General features: G+C 63.1%; 14 protein-coding genes. 4 read left to right on the forward strand and 10 right to left on the reverse strand.

The features are described 5' to 3' along the window. Nucleotides 1-79 precede the first annotated feature (79 nt). From AC5O5R_RS00335 to AC5O5R_RS00345, 3 genes are all read right to left on the reverse strand, one after another. Nucleotides 80-850: a MetQ/NlpA family ABC transporter substrate-binding protein gene (locus tag AC5O5R_RS00335; protein WP_172232688.1), complete on the reverse strand. Its 771-nt coding sequence runs from the start codon at nucleotides 848-850 to the stop codon at nucleotides 80-82. Between the two features lie 64 nt (nucleotides 851-914). Continuing rightward, nucleotides 915-1,586, reverse strand: coding sequence for a methionine ABC transporter permease (locus AC5O5R_RS00340; protein WP_010951513.1), 672 nt, complete (start codon nucleotides 1,584-1,586; stop codon nucleotides 915-917). Continuing rightward, nucleotides 1,586-2,593, reverse strand: a complete 1,008-nt coding sequence (locus AC5O5R_RS00345; protein WP_172287020.1) for a methionine ABC transporter ATP-binding protein — start codon at nucleotides 2,591-2,593, stop codon at nucleotides 1,586-1,588. Before AC5O5R_RS00345 ends, AC5O5R_RS00340 begins: the two co-directional genes overlap by 1 nt. Before the next feature lie 226 nt (nucleotides 2,594-2,819). On the opposite strand from AC5O5R_RS00345, the gene katE reads away from it, so the two are divergent. After that, nucleotides 2,820-4,964, forward strand: a complete 2,145-nt coding sequence (gene katE, locus AC5O5R_RS00350) for a catalase HPII (protein WP_172287021.1) — start codon at nucleotides 2,820-2,822, stop codon at nucleotides 4,962-4,964. Nucleotides 4,965-5,026: 62 nt separating this feature from the next. Here the strand turns inward: katE and AC5O5R_RS00355 are convergent, their stop codons facing one another. The 4 genes from AC5O5R_RS00355 to zur all read right to left on the reverse strand — a co-directional run bounded on the left by AC5O5R_RS00355 (nucleotide 5,027) and on the right by zur (nucleotide 7,892). Further along, nucleotides 5,027-5,734 carry a PA5502 family lipoprotein gene (locus tag AC5O5R_RS00355; protein WP_172232152.1) on the reverse strand — a complete coding sequence of 236 codons (708 nt, stop codon included), beginning with the start codon at nucleotides 5,732-5,734 and terminating at the stop codon, nucleotides 5,027-5,029. Between the two features lie 127 nt (nucleotides 5,735-5,861). Continuing rightward, the gene (znuB, locus tag AC5O5R_RS00360) at nucleotides 5,862-6,644 is read right to left on the reverse strand and encodes a zinc ABC transporter permease subunit ZnuB (protein ID WP_172232155.1); all 783 of its coding nucleotides are present in this window, start codon (nucleotides 6,642-6,644) and stop codon (nucleotides 5,862-5,864) included. Then, entirely contained in the window at nucleotides 6,637-7,410 is a 774-nt protein-coding gene (znuC, locus tag AC5O5R_RS00365; protein ID WP_172232158.1) for a zinc ABC transporter ATP-binding protein ZnuC, read from the reverse strand. The genes znuB and znuC overlap by 8 nt, the downstream gene beginning before the upstream one ends. Further along, entirely contained in the window at nucleotides 7,407-7,892 is a 486-nt protein-coding gene (zur, locus tag AC5O5R_RS00370) for a zinc uptake transcriptional repressor Zur (RefSeq protein ID WP_172287023.1), read from the reverse strand. The genes znuC and zur overlap by 4 nt, the downstream gene beginning before the upstream one ends. 18 nt (nucleotides 7,893-7,910) lie before the next feature. On the opposite strand from zur, the gene AC5O5R_RS00375 reads away from it, so the two are divergent. Further along, entirely contained in the window at nucleotides 7,911-8,867 is a 957-nt protein-coding gene (locus tag AC5O5R_RS00375; RefSeq protein ID WP_172231754.1) for a zinc ABC transporter substrate-binding protein, read from the forward strand. Between the two features lie 161 nt (nucleotides 8,868-9,028). Here AC5O5R_RS00375 and AC5O5R_RS00380 read toward each other — a convergent pair whose 3' ends face one another. Together AC5O5R_RS00380 and AC5O5R_RS00385 are read right to left on the reverse strand one after the other, a co-directional pair. Further along, entirely contained in the window at nucleotides 9,029-9,979 is a 951-nt protein-coding gene (locus tag AC5O5R_RS00380) for a homoserine kinase (protein ID WP_172231757.1), read from the reverse strand. A gap of 69 nt (nucleotides 9,980-10,048) precedes the next feature. Continuing rightward, the gene (locus AC5O5R_RS00385) at nucleotides 10,049-10,336 is read right to left on the reverse strand and encodes a DUF2782 domain-containing protein (protein ID WP_010951520.1); all 288 of its coding nucleotides are present in this window, start codon (nucleotides 10,334-10,336) and stop codon (nucleotides 10,049-10,051) included. 75 nt (nucleotides 10,337-10,411) lie between these two features. Here AC5O5R_RS00385 and polA point away from each other — a divergent pair, with 75 nt between their 5' ends. Beyond that, nucleotides 10,412-13,159 (forward strand): DNA polymerase I, encoded by a 2,748-nt coding sequence (gene polA, locus AC5O5R_RS00390; protein WP_494514881.1) that lies wholly within the window; start codon nucleotides 10,412-10,414, stop codon nucleotides 13,157-13,159. A 426-nt stretch (nucleotides 13,160-13,585) separates the two neighbouring features. Here the strand turns inward: polA and yihA are convergent, their stop codons facing one another. Next, entirely contained in the window at nucleotides 13,586-14,218 is a 633-nt protein-coding gene (gene yihA / locus AC5O5R_RS00395; protein ID WP_172232757.1) for a ribosome biogenesis GTP-binding protein YihA/YsxC, read from the reverse strand. A gap of 193 nt (nucleotides 14,219-14,411) precedes the next feature. Here yihA and AC5O5R_RS00400 point away from each other — a divergent pair, with 193 nt between their 5' ends. Continuing rightward, nucleotides 14,412-14,714: a c-type cytochrome gene (locus AC5O5R_RS00400; protein WP_172288388.1), complete on the forward strand. Its 303-nt coding sequence runs from the start codon at nucleotides 14,412-14,414 to the stop codon at nucleotides 14,712-14,714. Nucleotides 14,715-14,716 lie beyond the last annotated feature (2 nt).

Consider the following 14,716-nt stretch of genomic DNA (forward strand, 5'->3'; position numbering starts at 1 on the left):
AGAACCTGAGGTTGGCGCTGTACCTGTGGGAGCTGGCTTGCCGGCGAATGGGCCGCAAAGCGGCCCCGGGGATGTGGGATCAGAACGCCGGAACCACAGCGCCCTTGTACTTCTCGATGATGAACTGCTTCACCTCAGGCGAGTGCAGTGCAGCCGCCAGCTTCTTCATGTCGCCCGAGTCCTTGTTGTCCGGGCGGGCAACCAGGATGTTCACGTAAGGCGAATCGCTGCCTTCGATGGCCAAGGCGTCTTTTTCAGGGTTCAGCTTGGCTTCCAGCGCATAGTTGGTGTTGATCAGGGCGGCATCGACCTGGGTCAGCACGCGCGGGATGGTGGCCGCTTCCAGCTCACGAAACTTCACGTTCTTCGGGTTTTCGGCAACATCCTTCACGGTGGACAGGATGTTCTTGTTGTCTTTGAGCTTGATCACGCCGGCCTTGTCCAGCAGCAGCAGGGCGCGGCCGCCGTTGGTGGCATCGTTGGGGATGACCACGGTGGCGCCGGAAGACAACTCGTCGAGCTTCTTGATCTTGGTCGAGTACACGCCCAGCGGCTCGATATGCACGCCGGCCACGCTCACCAGCTGGGTGCCCTTGGCCTTGTTGAACTCATCCAGGTACGGCTGGTGCTGGAAGAAGTTGGCGTCCAGGCGCTTTTCGGCAACCTGTACGTTCGGCTGGATGTAGTCGGTGAATTCCTTCACCTTCAACTCCACGCCCTCTTTGGCCAACTGCGGTTTGACGAAGTTGAGGATCTCGGCGTGCGGCACCGGGGTGGCGGCAACGGTCAGGGTATCGGCGTGGGCCGAGAAGGCCGCAACAGCGGCAGCAACAGCAAGCAGCTTCTTCATGAATCACTCCTTGTGAGGGCCGCGACGGCCCCCGAACGGGTCGGCCGGGCCGACCCCATTGGGGTTACTTACGGGAAAAATGCACGACCAGTTTGTCGCCCACGCTCTGCAGCACTTGAACCAGCACCAGCAGCAGCACCACGGTGACCACCATCACGTCGGTCTGGAAACGCTGGTAGCCGAAGCGGATGGCCAGGTCGCCCAGGCCGCCGGCACCGACCACACCGGCCATCGCGGTGTACGAAACCAGGGTAATGGCAGTTACGGTGATCGCGGCGAAGATGCCCGGGCGGGCCTCTGGCAACAGCGCGCTGGTGATGATCTGGCGGGTGGTGGCGCCCATCGACTGGGTGGCTTCGATGATGCCGCGGTCCACTTCACGCAAGGCGGTTTCGACCAGGCGTGCAAAGAACGGCGTGGCACCCACCACCAGCGGCGGAATGGCACCGGCGACGCCCAGCGAGGTGCCGGTGATCAGCACGGTGAACGGGATCATCACGATCAGCAGGATGATGAACGGCAGCGACCGCAGGATGTTGACCACCAGCGACAGCAGCGCATACACGCCCTTCTGCTCGAACATCTGCTTCGGCCCGCAGAGGAACAGCAGCACGCCCAGCGGCAGGCCCAGCAGCACGGTGAAGAACAGCGAGCCGAACAGCATGATCATGGTATCGACGGTGGCCAGCCAGATTTCGGCCCAGTCGACGTTGGCGAAGAAATTCAGGGCGTCCATCAACGCAGTACCTCCATATGTACGTCAGCTGCCTTGAAGCGGGCGAACGCCGCTTCCATGTCACCGCCGATCAGGGCGAGGGTGAGCTGGCCATAGGGGACATCCTTGATGCGGTCGATACGCCCGGCGAGGATGCTGTAGTCCACGCCCGTTTCGCGGGCCACGGTGCCCAGCAGCGGTGCATAGGTGGCGTCGCCCTGGAAGGTCAGGCGCACAATGCGGCCCGGCACGTGGGCGAAGTCATCACGCTGCTCGCCTTCGTCGACCTGCTCGTCTTCCTGGACGAAGCGCTTGGTGGTGGGGTGCTGCGGGTGCAGGAACACGTCGGCCACCGAGCCTTGCTCGACGATCTGGCCGGCGTCCATCACCGCCACGCAGTCGCAGACCCGGCGGATCACGTCCATTTCGTGGGTAATCAGCACGATGGTCAGCTTCAGCTCACGGTTGATCTCGGCCAGCAATTGCAGGACCGACGCCGTGGTTTGCGGGTCGAGGGCGCTGGTGGCTTCGTCGCACAGCAGGATCTTGGGGTTGGTGGACAGGGCGCGGGCGATGCCGACGCGCTGCTTCTGGCCGCCCGACAGCTGTGCCGGGTACTTTCTGGCGTGGTCCGACAGGCCTACGCGGGCCAGCAGCTCGGTGACCCGCTTGTCGATTTCGCTGCCCGACAATTTACCGGCCAGGGTCAGTGGCAGGGCAACGTTGTCGGCGACGGTCTTGGACGCCAGCAGGTTGAAGTGCTGGAAGATCATGCCGACCTGCTGACGGAAACCGCGCAGTTGGCTGGCGTTGAAGGCGGTGACGTCTTCGCCGTCAACGATGATCTTGCCGCCGGAGGGCTCTTCCAGGCGGTTGATCAGGCGCAGCATGGTGCTTTTGCCGGCACCCGAATGGCCGATCAGGCCGAACACCTGGCCATTCTCGATGGTCAGGCTGGTCGGATTCAGTGCGGGGATTTCCCTACCGGCGACGCGGTAGGTCTTGTGGACATGTTGGAACTCGATCACGTAGCGAACCTTGTGGGGCGCATGGAATTTGGGTCAGCGGTTAGCTGGGGTCGCGCATTTTAGCCTTTTCCCATAGCTGTTCTTAGCATTTATTTCGTAATGCACCAATCCTTCGGGCATATCGCGACAACCGGTAATCCTGATTGAACGCTTGTCAAAGCCCTCCAGTCACTAATGAAACAAGCCCGAACAGGGCACGCCTGAAGACTGACGAGGAGAGCCGATCATGCCCAACAAGAACACGGACGCGCCCAAGCACAGCGAGGCCGCCGGAACCCAGACCCCCGACCGGGCCAACACCAATGCCAAGCTGCAGAGCCTCGAGGACGTGCGCAGCGATGCCACTGGTCACGCCCTGCGTACCAATCAGGGTGTGCGGGTCGCCGACAACCAGAACACGCTCAAGGCGGGTGACCGTGGCCCCTCGCTGCTTGAAGACTTCATCATGCGCGAGAAGATTACCCACTTCGACCACGAGCGCATCCCCGAGCGCATCGTGCATGCCCGGGGTACCGGTGCACACGGCTTCTTCCAGAGCTATGGCAACCACGCCGAACTGACCAAGGCCGGCTTCCTCCAGGACCCGGAGAAGATCACCCCGGTATTCGTGCGTTTCTCCACGGTGCAGGGCCCACGCGGTTCGGGGGACACGGTGCGGGATGTGCGCGGGTTTGCGGTCAAGTTTTATACAGATGAAGGCAACTTCGACCTGGTTGGCAATAACATGCCGGTATTTTTCATCCAGGATGCGATCAAGTTTCCCGATTTCGTGCATGCGGTAAAACCGGAGCCTCATAACGAGATGCCCACCGGCGGGTCGGCTCACGACACTTTCTGGGATTTCGTCTCGCTGGTGCCGGAGTCGGCGCACATGGTGATGTGGGCCATGTCGGACCGTGCCATCCCGCGCAGCCTGCGCATGATGGAAGGCTTCGGCGTGCATACCTTCCGCCTTATCAATGCCGAAGGGGTGGCGAGCTTCGTGAAATTCCACTGGAAGCCGAGCCATGGCGTGCATTCGCTGCTCTGGGACGAAGCGCAGAAGCTGGCCGGCAAGGATACCGACTTCCAGCGCCGTGACCTGTGGGAGGCCATAGAAACGGGCGACTACCCGGAATGGGAGCTGGGCGTGCAGATCGTGCCTGAGGCGGACGAGCACAAGTTCGATTTCGACCTGCTGGACCCGACCAAGATCATTCCTGAAGAACTGGTACCGGTGACCCCGCTGGGCAAGATGGTGCTCAACCGCAACCCGGACAACTTCTTCGCCGAGGTCGAGCAGGTGGCCTTCTGCCCTGGCCATATCGTGCCGGGTATCGACTTCACCAATGACCCGTTGCTGCAGGGCCGGCTGTTCTCCTACACCGACACCCAGCTAAGCCGACTGGGCGGGCCGAACTTCCACCAGATCCCGATCAATCGCCCTGTCGCGCCCAACCACAACAACCAGCGCGATGCCTTGCACCAGCATGTCGTGCACAAGGGCCGCGCCTCCTACGAACCGAACTCCATCGACGGCGGCTGGCCGAAGGAAACGCCTCCTGCAGCGCAGGATGGTGGCTTCGAGAGCTACCAGGAACGCATTGATGCGCACAAGATCCGCCAGCGCAGCGAGTCGTTCGGCGACCACTTCTCGCAGGCGCGGCTGTTCTTCCAGAGCATGAGCCCGACCGAGCAGCAGCACATCATCAAGGCCTACAGCTTTGAACTGGGCAAGGTCGAGCGGGAGGCGATTCGTGCACGGGAGGTGAACGAAATTCTGGCCAACATCGACCTGAAGCTGGCCGCCGCCGTGGCCGCGAACCTCGGGTTGCCAGCGCCCAAGGCAGGTACCGTCAAGGTCAAGGGCAGCAAGCTTGCCGCCTCGCCGGCCTTGAGCCAGATGAACCACCCGGGCGTTGTGGGCATCAAGGGGCGCAAGATCGCCGTGCTGCTGGCCGATGGCGTGGATGGCGGCAGTGTCGACCGGCTGGTCAAAGCCCTCGAGGCCCATAGTGCTCGGATTCTGCTGCTTGGCCCCACATCGGCGCCGGTCAAGGCGGCCGATGGCAAGGCGCTGCCGGTGGACGCGTCAATGGAAGGCATGCCTTCGATCATGTTCGACGGGGTGCTGGTGCCGGCTGGTAAGGCGGCACTGGATGCACTGGGGGCCAGTGGCCTGGCCAAGCACTTCCTGCTCGAAGCTTACAAGCACCTGAAGGCGATAGGTTTTGCCAAAGAGGGCAAGGTGCTGGTGGATGCGCTGGGGCTGAAGGAGGACAAGGGGCTGTTGCTGGGGGATGACCAGAACGCCGTGGACGCCTTCGTCAAGGCTGTCGAAGGGCATCGGGTGTGGGAGCGGGAGGCGGCTGCGGAATCTGTTCCCGCCTGATCGGGCCTCTTCGCGGGTAAACCCGCTCCCACAGGAATGTGGCGGGTTTACCTGCGAAGACATCAACGCTGATGCGGGACCAGCACCACCTGCGCCGGTAGCGAACGCTGGATCTGATGTTTCTGCTGCAGCTCGAAGCCGCTGTCGAGTTTGCGCACGCGCTTTTCCAGCAAGGTCTTCAACCAGGGCGCGTCCTCGGTGCGCGGCACCTGGAACACCACCTCGCAGTCATAGCTCACCACATCCGCTGCAATATCATCGAGCTGGCGGCGCAGCGCGCGGCTGTCGGTGGTCTTCAAGGCGACCACGGTGCTTGGCGCCGTCGGGTCGATGATACGTGCCCTGGGCTTGGCTTCTGCAGCCTTCAGCGCCGCCTCGGCCTTTTCCAGCTCGGCCTTGCGTGCCTGCGTCACGGCATCGCCACCGGTTACTGCCGGGGCTTGCGGCATCAGTGCACGGGCTCGGGACAGGGCGGTGGCCGCCGCGTTCACATCACCCTTCTGCAGCACGATCTGGCTGCGCTGCAGGTAGGCTTCGGCCAACTGGCGCTGGTATTGTTCCACGCGCGCGTCATCCGGCGACTGGGCTTGCAGCGCAGCCAGCTGGTCTTCGGCGGTGGCCAGCTCGTTGCTGGCGATATTCTGTTGCAACTGCTGCCAGGCATCGGCTTGGGCAGGTGCGGTGGCCTGTTCGACCGGCGCGCTGGAACAGGCAGCCAGTAACAGGGAAAACGCGGCGACAAGCAGATAACGGGAGGCAAACGGCTTCATTCCTGCGACTCTCTATTTGCGCAAAAAGCGAGCAAGTCTACACCCAGGTGCGCACGCTCGAAAACAGGTCTTACAGACCCTTTACCCGGCCAAAGGTTGCAGGGCGTGCCATCACACGCCCGGTTTTTCAGCGTTTTGGCAGGGCCAGGCTCAGCAAGAATAGCACCGCCGCGCAGACCACGATCGATGGGCCGGCAGGGGTGTCCTTGAACCAGGACATGGCCAGGCCGCCGCAAACCGCCGTCACGCCCAGCAAGCTGGCGCCCAGAGCCATCTGCTCGGGGGAGCGGGCGTGCCGCTGCGCCGCAGCGGCAGGAATGATCAGCAGCGAGGTGATCAGCAGTACGCCGACAATCTTCATGGCCACGGCAATCACCACCGCAATCAGCAGCATTAATGCCATGCGCAGGCCGGCCACTGGCAGGCCTTCGACCATCGCCAGCTCTTCGTGCACGGTCACCGCCAGCAGTGGCCGCCACAGCGCCGCAAGCAGCAGCAGGACCAGCGCGCTGCCGCCCAGGATCCAGGCCAGGTCGGTGGGACTGATCGCCAGCAGGTCGCCGAACAGGTAGGCCATCAGGTCGATGCGCACGTCGTGCATGAAGCTCAACACCACCAGGCCCAGCGACAAGGTGCTGGGGGCAAGGATGCCGAGCAGGGTGTCAGAGGCCAGCGGCTGGCGTTGCTGCAAGGTCACCAGCAAGATCGCCAGCAACAGGCAGCCCACGGTTACCGCCAGCGCCGGGCTGACGTCCAGCACAAAGCCCATGGCCACACCCAGCAGCGCGGCATGCGACAGGGTGTCGCCGAAGTACGCCATGCGTCGCCACACCACGAACGAGCCGAGCGGGCCCGCGACTACTGCCAGGGACAAGCCTGCGAGCAAGGCGTAAAGAAGAAAATCAGCCATGCTTGCAATGCTCTCCGTGAACATGGGTGCCAGGCGCAACCACCGAACCGTGCAGGTCGTGGCTGTGGTCGTGATGGTGGTGGTAGACGGCCAGGCTTGGGGCGTTCTGGCCAAACAGTTCGACGAAGGCCGGGTCATTGCTGACCTGCTCGGGGTGGCCGGAACAGCAGACATGGCGGTTCAGGCAAACCACCTGGTCGGTGGCACTCATCACCAGATGCAGGTCGTGGGAGACCATCAGCACACCGCAGCCGTGGCGGTCGCGCAAGCGGGTGATCAGGTTGTACAGCTCGGTCTGACCGACCACGTCGACGCCTTGCACCGGTTCGTCCAGCACCAGCAGTTCGGGCTCGCGCAGCAGTGCCCGGGCCAGCAGCACGCGCTGCATCTCACCACCGGAAATGGTCTGGATGGGGCTGTCGATGACCTGCTCGGCGCCCACTTCCTGCAGCGCCGACAGGGCTGCCGCACGGTCTACTCCGGGCACCAGGCGCAAAAAGCGCAGCACCGACAGCGGCAGCGTGGCATCTACCTGAATTTTTTGCGGCATGTAGCCGATGCGCAGCCTGGGCTTGCGCCAGACCTTGCCACGGTGCGGCTTGAGCAGCCCGAGCACGGCGCGTACCAAGGTGGTCTTGCCTGCCCCGTTGGGGCCGATCAGGGTGACGATCTGGCCGGGTGCGACCGACAGGTCGATGCTGTCGAGCACCGCTTCGCCGGCAAACGTGACGCCGACCTGCTCCAGGCGGATCAGTGCGTCGCTCATGCCGCGCTCCGGCAGGTACCGCACAGGCCGACCACTTCGACGGTCTGGGTCTCGACGGTGAAGCCTACGCCTTTGGCGCTGTTGATGATGGCGTCGCTGATGCTGCTTTGTTCGAGCTCGATGGCCACGTGGCAGACGCGGCAGATCAGGAACTGGCCCTGGTGCACATGCTCGGGGTGGCTGCAGCCGATGAAGGCGTTGAGCGAGGCGATACGGTGCACCAGGCCGTTTTCCAGCAGGAAGTCCAGAGCGCGGTACACCGTCGGCGGCGCGGCGCGGCGGCCATCCTGCTCGCTGAGCACGGCGAGGATGTCGTAGGCACCCAGCGGCTTGTGGCTTTGCCACACCAGCTCCAGCACCCGGCGGCGCAACGCGGTCAGGCGCAGGCCCTGGCGGGTGCACAAGGCGTCGGCTTCAGCCAGTGCGCTGTGTACGCAGTGGGAGTGATCGTGGGGACGGTTGGCCAGCGGCGTGATGGACATGGGCAGCGACGGTTCTGGATGGAGACGTTATTATGTTACCTGTTTCTGATGACTCGAGTATCCACCGTGTCCCGATTCCTAGCTCTGTTTGTCGCTTTCATCGCATTTTCAGCCCAGGCCGATGTGCGCGTGCTCACCACTATCAAGCCCCTGCAGCAAATTGCTGCTGCCGTGCAGGACGGCGTGGGCAGCCCCGAGGTATTGCTGCCGCCGGGCGCCTCGCCGCACCACTACGCGCTGCGTCCGTCCGACGTGCGGCGGGTGGGCGATGCCGACCTGTTGTACTGGATTGGCCCGGACATGGAGAGCTTCCTGCCGCGCGTGCTGGGCAGCCGCAGCAAGCCCACGGTGGCCGTGCAGTCGCTGGCGGGCATGAAGCTGCGCCGCTTTGGCGAGGACAGCCACTCCCATGAGGAAGCAGACCATGACGACCACGATCATGATCACCGCCCGGGCAGCCTGGACGCGCACTTGTGGCTGTCGTCGGTCAACGCGCGGATAATCGCGGCGAAGATGGCTGCGGATCTGGCCCAGGTCGATCCGGCCAATGCTGCCCGCTACCAGAGCAACCTGAAGGCTTTCAATGAGCGCATGGATGCACTGGATGGACGTATCAAGGCGCGGGTAGCCGGTATTGCCAGCAAACCGTACTTCGTGTTCCACGAGGCGTTCGATTACTTCGAGGCGGAGTATGGCCTGAAGCACACCGGCGTGTTCAGCGTGGCATCCGAGGTTCAGCCGGGGGCGCAGCATGTGGCTGCGATGCGCAAACGCCTGCAGGAAGTGGGCAAGACCTGTGTGTTCAGTGAGCCGCCACTGCGGCCGCGGTTGGCTGAGACCCTGACTGCCGGGCTGCCGGTGCGCTTGGCTGAGCTGGATGCACTGGGTGGTACCGACCCGGTGGATGCCAAGGGTTATGAGCGCTTGCTGGAGAAGCTGGGTGGCGACCTGGCTGGGTGCTTGGAGCAGTTGTAAGCCGGGTTTTGCAGGAGATTGCATCAGGGCGGCCAGGTGTTCGCCGTAAGGTTTGCAGCGCCTGTGAAACCGAGCGCCGCCCGCGCGGCGCTCGATTTCACAGGCGCAGAAAGCATCAAGGCGGGCACCTGTCAGCCCTCACACAATCCAGTCGGCGGGCCCTAGAGAGCAAACGGCAGGCGCAAAGCCACCTGCTGCCGCTGTGCCAAACGCACTTCGAACTCGCTCGGGTCATGGATCATCACATCCATCCCGGCAAACGACTCCGCCGCAATCAGCCGCGACAGCCAGAAGCGCACGCAGCCTACCCGCAACATCTCTGGCCACAGCTCGGCTTCGGCTGCAGTGAACGGCCGCAGCGCGGCATACGCTGCCAGCAGCGCCTGAGCGCGGGGCATGTCGATCGCGCCGTGCTCATCCAGGCACCAATCGTTCACGGTGATGGCGATGTCATACAGCATCGGCCCGGAGCAGGCGTTGTAGAAGTCGATCACACCTGTCAGGTGGGTGCCTTCGAACATCACGTTGTCGCGGAACAGGTCGGCATGCAGGTTGGCCCGCGGCAACGCCAGGATCTGCGCCTTGTGCGCGGTAATCTCGGCCAGGGCCGGCTGCAGCAGTGCAGCCTGCTCGGCAGTCAGCCGTGGCAGCAACTCGGCCCCCGCAGCCAGCATCCAGTCCAGGCCGCGGTCGGTGCGGCGTTCGATGATGTGCTCGCGGGTGGCCAGGTGGATGTGCGCCAGCAGCTCGCCCACCTGGGCGCAGTGCTGGTTGTTCGGGGCCTTGATGTGCTTGCCCGACAGCCGTGGCTGCAGCAACGCCGGTTTGCCGCACAGCTCGCGCAGGCCGTTGCCGTCGCGGTCACGAATCGCATAGGGCACCGGCATGTCGGCTTCGTGCAGGGTGTCCAGCAGCTCGATGAAGAACGGCATGTCCTCGCTGGGCCCGCGCTCGATCAACGTCAGGACGAACTCCCCCTGTTCGAGGCTGACGAAGAAATTGCTGTTCTCGGTGCCGGCGGCAATGCCCTGGAAGTCGAGCAGACGGCCCAGCTCGTACGGCGCCAGAAAGGTTTCCAGCTCAGGCCGGGTCACGGGGGTGAAGACTGACATGATGAAAAATTGCCCATACGGGCACTTCCGCCGGGAAGTGCCGGGTTGATGTGAACGGTGCGCGTCAGATTACCACTCGAAGATCTTCCAGGACGGTATCAGCATGTCCGGCTGGTCGGATCGAATGAAATTGGCGTCGGTGCCATCGGCGCGTACCAGGAAATAAGGCTTGCCGTTTTTCGGCGTGATCTTGATCGCATACAGGAACCCGTTCTGCCGGTACTCCTGGATGGTTTTGTCGCCTTCCGTGCGAATGGTTACCTCGGGATCGGCCGAGGGCGCGTCGTCCGCCGCCAGGGTGACGACAGGCATGGTTGCCAACAGGCCGAGCAGTAACAGGCGATTGAGTGTACGCATGATAACCTAGTCCCTTTGTCGTCAATGATTCTGGCTATTCTAGCGCCGGACCCGTCGAAAAGGTTGATTCTGCTCATGAGCCAAGCGCCCCTCGTCCTGGTGGACGGTTCCTCCTACCTGTACCGCGCCTTCCATGCGCTGCCCCCGTTGACCACGTCCAAGGGCATGCCAACCGGTGCGGTGAAGGGCGTGCTGAACATGCTCAAGAGCCTGCGCAAGCAATACCCCGACAGCCTGTTCGCGGTGGTGTTCGATGCCAAGGGCGGCACCTTCCGCGATGCCATGTTTGCCGAGTACAAGGCCAACCGGCCCAGCATGCCGGACGACCTGCGCGTGCAGATCGAGCCGCTGCACGCCAGCGTCAAGGCGCTGGGCTACCCGCTGCTGTGCGTCGAGGGCGTCGAGGCCGACGACGTGATCGGTACCCTGGCCCGCAGCAGTGCCGCCCAAGGCCGTCCGGTGGTGATCTCGACCGGTGACAAGGACATGGCGCAGTTGGTGGACGGGCACATTACCCTGGTCAACACCATGACCGGCACCGTGCTGGACGTGGCTGGCGTGCACGAGAAATTTGGCGTCGGCCCGGAACATATCATCGACTTCCTGGCCCTGATGGGCGACAAGGTCGACAACATTCCTGGCGTGCCCGGCGTCGGCGAAAAGACCGCGGTGGGCCTGCTGACCGGCATCGGCGGTGGCCTCAGCGACCTGTATGCCAACCTGGACAAGGTGCCTGCACTGGCCATCCGTGGCGCCAAGACCCTGCCGGCCAAGCTGGAGGAACACCGCGACGCGGCGTTCCTGTCCTACGAGCTGGCCACCATCAAGGTCGACGTGCCGCTGGACGTCGAGGTCGAGGCGCTGGTCTGCGGCGAGCCTGACCGCGACGCGCTGCTGGCGCTGTATACCGAGATGGAGTTCAAGAGCTGGGTTGCGGATGTACAGCGCGAAGCGGCGCGGGCCGGTGAGGCCATCGCAGCGGTCGAGGAGCCGGCAGCCAAGGTCGAGCCGAAGTACGAAACCATCCTCGACCAGGCCCGTTTCGATGCCTGGCTGGAGAAGCTGCGCCAGGCGCCGCTGTTCGCCTTCGACACCGAAACCACCGGCCTGGACGCCCAGAAAGCGCAGCTGGTGGGCCTGTCGTTCGCTGTCGAGCCGCATGCGGCGGCCTATGTGCCATTGGCCCACGATTACGAAGGCGCGCCCGCCCAACTGGACCGCGAGGCGGTGCTGCTGGCGCTGAAGCCGCTGCTGGAAGACCCGTCCAAGGCCAAGGTCGGGCAGAACGCCAAGTACGATATCAACATCCTCGCCAATGCCTCGCCTGCCATCGAAATGCGCGGCGTGGCCTACGACACCATGCTCGAGTCGTATGTGCTGAACTCCACCGGCACACGTCACGACATGGACAGCCTGGCGCAGAAGTACCTCGACCACACCACCATCGCCTTCGAAGACATTGCCGGCAAGGGCGCGAAGCAGCTCACCTTCAACCAGATCCACCTGGACAAGGCCGGCCCCTACGCCGCCGAGGACGCCGACATCACCTTGCGCCTGCACCAGGCACTGCAGGCTCGCCTTGCGCAAACGCCGAGCGTGCAGCCGGTGCTGATGGACATCGAAATGCCGTTGGTGCCGGTGCTGGCCAGGATCGAGCGCCAGGGTGCGCTGGTCGATGCCGCGCTGCTGCGGGTGCAGAGCGGTGAACTGGGGGTGAAGATGGCCGAGCTGGAGCAGCGCGCGTATGCGTTGGCCGGCGAGGAGTTCAACCTCGGCTCGCCCAAGCAGCTGGGTGCCATTCTTTACGACAAGCTGGGCATGCCGGTGCTGAGCAAGACCGCCAAGGGCCAGCCATCCACCGCCGAAGCGGTGCTCGACGAGCTGGCCGAGCAAGGCTACCCGCTGCCCGAGGTACTGATGCAGTACCGCAGCCTGAGCAAGCTCAAAAGCACGTATACCGACAAGCTGCCGGGCCAGATCAACCCGCGCACCGGGCGTATCCACACCTCATACCAGCAGGCGGTGGCCGCCACCGGCCGGCTGTCGTCGAGCGACCCTAACCTGCAGAACATCCCGATTCGCACTGCCGAAGGCCGGCGCATTCGCCAGGCGTTTGTCGCCAGCCCGGGTTACAAGTTGCTGGCGGCGGACTACTCGCAGATCGAGCTGCGCATCATGGCCCACCTGGCCAAGGACGAAGGCTTGCTGCATGCGTTCCGCAACGACCTGGACGTGCACCGTGCCACGGCAGCCGAAGTGTTCGGCGTGGCACTGGAAGACGTCACCACCGACCAGCGGCGCAGCGCCAAGGCCATCAACTTCGGCCTGATCTACGGCATGAGCGCGTTCGGCCTGGCCAAGCAGATCGGCGTCGATCGCAAGCAGTCGCAGGACTACATCGACCGTTACTTCACCCGCTACCCGGGCGTGCTGGCCTATATGGAGCGCACCCGAGCCCAGGCGGCCGAGCAAGGCTTTGTCGAAACCCTGTTTGGTCGCCGCCTGTACTTGCCCGACATCAACGCCAAGAACCCGGCCCTGCGCAAAGGCGCCGAGCGTACGGCGATCAACGCGCCGATGCAGGGTACGGCGGCCGACATCATCAAGCGGGCCATGGTCAATGTGGATAACTGGCTGAGCGAGAGCGGGCTGGATGCACGGGTGATCCTGCAGGTACACGATGAACTGGTGCTGGAGGTGCGCGAAGACCTGGTGGAGCAGGTCAAAGATGAAATTCGCCAGCACATGAGCCAGGCCGCGCAGCTGGATGTTCCGCTGCTGGTCGAGGCAGGAATTGGCGCGAATTGGGATGAAGCTCACTGATTGAACGGGGAAAGCTGTGTAGGATCTGCGACGTAGGGACGCGGATCCTGGCACTGCCCAGTGCCATTGGTGCTGAAGATTCCTGAAATTATCGCAAATAGTTTTCAGGGCTTCGGAACTAAACCAGTGAAGCGGAACTCAGAGTAACTGAATGGCTGGTGAAGCCCTTCGATGCTCCTATGTTGTGTTAAGTGTTGGCAGATATCCGGACCCCGCCCTAGCGGTCCGGACTTGGACCCCGAACTTCCCCCTCCCCATACGAAGTCCGGGGTTTTTTTTGCCCGGAATTTGGGTCGGCAGTTGCTGCTCACACCTGTAGGAGCAGCCTTGTGCTGCGAAATGGCCGGCATGAGCAATAGATGTCTACAGCCTGTCGTGGCCTCTTCGCAGCACAAAGGCTGCTCCTACAAGGATTCATGCAGGCCCTCAGGCAACTGGCTTGTCTTCCAGCTCCATCCAGTCCGCCAGCACCCGGTAGGCGTCTTCCACACCCAGGCGCTTGGGTGCCGAGAACAGCTGGATGGTCACGCCATCGCCCCAGCCCTTGCGGATTTCCGACTGCACTTTCAGCAAGGTGTTCTTGCCTGCGCCGTGGGTCAGCTTGTCGGCCTTGGTCAGCAGGATGTGCATCGGCATGCGGCTGGCCTTGGCCCAGTCCAGCATCATCTTGTCGAAATCGGTCATTGGGTGGCGGACGTCCATCATCAGGATCACGCCACGCAGGCACTCACGGCTGCCCAGGTAGGCTTCCAGGTGCTTCTGCCAGTGTTGCTTGAGCGGAATCGGCACTTTTGCATAACCGTAGCCCGGCAGGTCGACCAAACGCCGTTCATCGTCCAGACTGAAGAAATTCAATAGCTGGGTGCGACCGGGGGTTTTCGAGGTACGCGCCAGGCTGGCATGAGTCAGGGTATTGAGGGCGCTGGATTTGCCGGCGTTGGAGCGGCCGGCGAAAGCCACCTCGTAACCCTGGTCGTCCGGGCATTGTTCGACCTTGGCTGCGCTAAGGGCGAATGTGGCTTTCTGGCAGAGGCCGAGGATGGGGTTCTTGACTTGCATGGGATATCCGATGTGGGTGTTGCCAAAGCCTAGGCCGGCAAGCGGTGTCATTTCCGTTTGGCTGACAGAAGTATATAATGCCCCAGTTTTTGTGTGCCCATTCTCCCAGCGAAGGAGAACGGGCATGGGGTGCCGAACTATAGCTTGCGCATCAGAACGCAGCGCGTCCCCCAACCCTGTCAGGTCGTTTCGCCTGGCGAAATGGCTGCTAGCTGTCGGTATGTTCCTGCCGTTTTTCAGCGCACAGGCTACACAGGATCCCGAGGCGTTGTACAACCGCACGTGTGCGGCCTGTCACGCCGGGCAGTTGCCGCAGGCGCCCAAGAAGGGTGACCGGGCAGCCTGGGAGCCAAGGCTGGCGCAAGGCATGGAGGTACTCATGGCGCATGTGAATCAGGGTTTCAAGGCTATGCCGCCGCGTGGATTGTGCATGGACTGCAGTGCCGAGGACTACCGTTTGGTCATCCTTTGGATGAGCGGCAGTCCCGATACATAACA

This window comes from Pseudomonas sp. 8_5_2 (assembly GCF_059295255.1).